General features: G+C 50.5%; 1 protein-coding gene and 1 pseudogene. Both read left to right on the top strand.

Features of this window, described 5'->3' with window-relative positions:
• Positions 1–55 precede the first annotated feature (55 nt).
• A pseudogene (locus tag WMO20_RS14220) lies at positions 56–1,498 on the top strand (VirB4-like conjugal transfer ATPase, CD1110 family); the annotation flags it as partial.
• Between the two features lie 549 nt (positions 1,499–2,047).
• Entirely contained in the window at positions 2,048–3,730 is a 1,683-nt protein-coding gene (gene ltrA / locus WMO20_RS14215; RefSeq protein WP_349187287.1) for a group II intron reverse transcriptase/maturase, read from the top strand.
• The last annotated feature ends 88 nt before the right edge of the window (positions 3,731–3,818 follow it).

The raw sequence follows: 3,818 nt of genomic DNA, 5'->3' as shown, positions 1-3,818 counted from the left end.
CGTCCGTACCAGACCCGCAATTACTATGCACTGCTTGTGAAGGGAGATGACGCCCATGATTCCGTTTCTGAAAAAGAATAAAGACGGCAAAAAGCCGCCCAAGCCCACAGTGCCCCACACGGCACAGGAAAGCATCCCGTTCCAGCGGATGTTTGAGGACGGTACCTGCCGTGTCCGTCCCGGCTACTACACCCGCACCATCCAGTATCAGGATATCAACTATCAGTTGGCGCAGCAGGAGGACAAGACCGCCATCTTTGAGGAATGGTGCAGTTTTCTCAACTTTTTCGACAGCTCTATCCACTTCGAGTTGTCCTTCGTGAATACCGCCACCGATTCGGCGGACTTCGAGAAGTCCATCCGCATCCCGTACCAGCAGGATGGCTTTGATGATGTGCGAGCCGAGTACAGCCAGATGTTGCGGCAGCAGCTTTCCAAGGGCAACAACGGCCTGACCAAAACGAAGTTTCTGACCTATGGCATCGAGGGCGACAGCATGGCGCAGGTCAAACCTCGGTTAGAGCACATCCAGAACGACCTGATGAACAACTTTCACAGGTTGGGCGTTCTGGCAAAGCCGCTGGACGGTACGGAGCGTCTGCGGCTGATGCACGGGATGCTGAACATGGATGGAGCCAACAAGTTCCACTTCAACTGGAAAGACCTTGTGCCCAGTGGTCTGTCCGTAAAGGATGCCATTGCCCCCACTGCGCTGGCGTTTAAGAACAGCCGTACCTTTCAGGTGGGCGGCATCTTCGGGGCGGTCAGCTTCCTGAATATTACGGCTTCTGACCTGAGCGATCAGCTTTTGAAGGATTTCCTTGATATGGATTCCAGCCAGATCGTTACCATGCACATCCAGTCCGTTGACCAGAACAAGGCCATCAAAACCATCAAGCACACCATCACGGAACTGGACCGCAGCAAAATCGAAGAGCAGAAGAAAGCCGTCCGCGCAGGATACGATATGGACGTTTTGCCGTCCGATTTGGCAACCTACGGCAGAGATGCCAAGGCACTTTTGAAGGAATTGCAGAGCCAGAACGAGCGGATGTTCCTTGTCACTTTTCTGGTGTTGAACACCGGCAAGACCGAGCAGGAACTGGAAACCAACGTGTTTCAGGCAGTCAGTATTGCCCAGAAGCACAACTGCGAATTATGCCGCCTTGATTTTCAGCAGGAGCAGGGGCTGATGAGCAGCCTGCCACTGGCAGACTGCCAGATTGAGATCCAGCGCGGTCTGACCACCAGCAGCACAGCGATTTTTGTGCCGTTTACCACACAGGAACTGTTCGACAACGGCAAGGAAAGCCTGTATTATGGCTTGAACGCCCTGTCCAACAACCTGATTATGGTAGACCGGAAAAAACTGAAGAACCCCAATGGCCTGATCCTCGGCACCCCCGGCTCTGGCAAGTCGTTCAGCGCAAAGCGTGAGATCTGCAACGCATTCCTCGTGACGGACGATGATATCATCATCTGTGACCCGGAATGTGAGGTGCGACACGAAGTCGCGTAATGTATTGCGTGTAAACGCTACTCTATCCATTTGGAGTACCCCCTACTGTGACCTGCACTGGTCAAAAGCCGGCGTTGGGAAGCTCACAGGACAATATGGGAAATCTGCCAGCCTAAAAGCAGACGTACCGTTAGGGTAAAGAATGCTATGTCGAATGTAATGTGAACCATCGTAAGGATCGTTACAGGGAATAGGTGAAATAAGGCTGATACACCTACACCAAAAGGTGCTGGAGGTGGCCAAGGGGCCTTTCGCTACCCCGAAGCAAATGGACACAAATCCTCCCGGTTCAAAGATGGCGGCTAAGGCATTCATGAATTATGCATTACGTGGAACGTGGAAAACCCTATGCACTCCTTTGATAAAGGTATCGACCTCGCAAGAGGGAGAAACGGTGCAGAGGGTATGAGATGGAATAAAAAGCGAACGGTTCACTGTAACAGTGAGCATAGGGGTTCAAAATTTGCCCTGACCTGAAAGGGTGCTGACTTATTCCGGGTATTTCATGGCAAGATTGGAGGTATCCCTGTGAACGATAAGTATTCAACGACGGAAGGTAAAACTTCTGAGAAGCTGTCGGACGAAGCTATGTTGAGTGCCCAATGGAAAAACATTGACTGGCATAAGGCAGAGCGGGAAGTCAACAGGCTACAAATCAGGATTGTCAAGGCAACTCAGCAAAAAGACTACAACGCAGTAAAACGACTTCAGTATCTTCTGACACATTCCTTTTACGCCAAAGCACTGGCTGTTAAGCGTGTCGTCACCAACGACGGGCGCAGAACTCCCGGTGTGGATGGTGTTCTCTGGAACACTCCGGCGAAGAAAATGGCAGCGGTTCTGTCGCTGACAGATAAAGGGTATCGTGCACGTCCTCTCCGTAGAGTGTATATCGAAAAGAAGGACAAGAAGAAAAAGCGTCCATTGGGCATTCCTACAATGTATGACCGCGCAATGCAGGCTCTCTATGCTTTGGCACTGGAGCCGGTGGCGGAAACAACAGCAGATGGGAAATCCTTTGGTTTCCGAAAAGGAAGATGCGCACAGGATGCCTGCGAATATCTGTTCAATGCACTGTCGCGCAAGCACATTTCTCCGAAGTGGGTTTTGGAGGGTGACATCAAAGGTTGCTTCGACCATATCAGCCATGATTGGCTTCTGGCGAACATCCCCATGGACAAGAACATTTTGAAGCAGTTCTTAAAGGCGGGATTTATCTATCAGCGCGAACTCTTTCCTACCGAGGAAGGAACTCCGCAAGGTGGTATTATCTCCCCCATTCTGGCGAACATGACGCTGGATGGTATCGAGAAGAAGCTGGTCGAACGCTTTCACACGAACGCGCTCGGCAAGGTCGATTCAAGATTTAAGAATGCCCACAAAGTAAACTTCGTCCGCTATGCAGACGATTTTGTGGTCACAGCGGCAACACCTGAATTGGCTCTTGAAGCAAAGGAGCTGATTCGAGAGTTTCTCGCTGAACGCGGATTGGAACTTTCTGATGAAAAGACCGTTGTCACCAACATTGACGATGGTTTTGACTTCCTCGGCTGGAACTTCAGAAAGTATAACGAAAAGCTGATTATCAAGCCTTCTCAAAAGGCGGTCAAGGCTATCGTTTCCAATATCTCTGACACGATTCTCCGCAGAGGAAAAGCGTGGCAGCAAGATGTTCTGATTATGAAGTTGAACGAACAAATTCGAGGTTGGACTAATTACCATCAGTCCGTATGCGCAAGTGATGCGTTCGCGCATCTGGACTACGTCCTGTACGAACTGCTGTGGCGATGGGCTAAAAGACGGCACCCAAAGAAGAACAAATGGTGGATTTCTACGAGATACTGGCATCGTGTCGGCAATCGGAACTGGGTGTTCTCTACGGAAAACAAGGCGCTGATACGGGTGGACAGCACAGCTATTGTGCGGCACACCAAGATAAAAGCGACTGCAAATCCGTTCCTCGATGTGGCGTATTTCCAGAAGAGGAAATTCGACAAAGGAATGCACCGGCTGACTGGAAAATTCAAGACTATTTGGAAAAACCAGAACGGGCTGTGCTACCACTGCGGAATGCCGATGGATGTAACGGAAGAAAGAGAAATCTTCTACCTTGCACCAAAGGCAAAGACTGGCACGGAAGATGTTCGTAATATGCGCTACGTTCATTGCGCCTGTCAGAGAATTTATGCTGAGAACCGCTTGAAAAAGTGATGAAATGCTTGAGCCGTATGACGGGAAACTGTCACGTACGGTTCTTAGGCGGGAAAGCGGTGGTAACACCGCTGACCCAGCCGATTAC

Origin of the sequence: Faecalibacterium intestinale, from assembly GCF_040096575.1 — a bacterium.
GTDB classification, from domain to species: domain Bacteria; phylum Bacillota; class Clostridia; order Oscillospirales; family Ruminococcaceae; genus Faecalibacterium; species Faecalibacterium intestinale.
The sequence above is the reverse complement of the archived record's forward strand: the minus strand, read 5'-3'. Positions and strand labels throughout refer to the sequence as shown.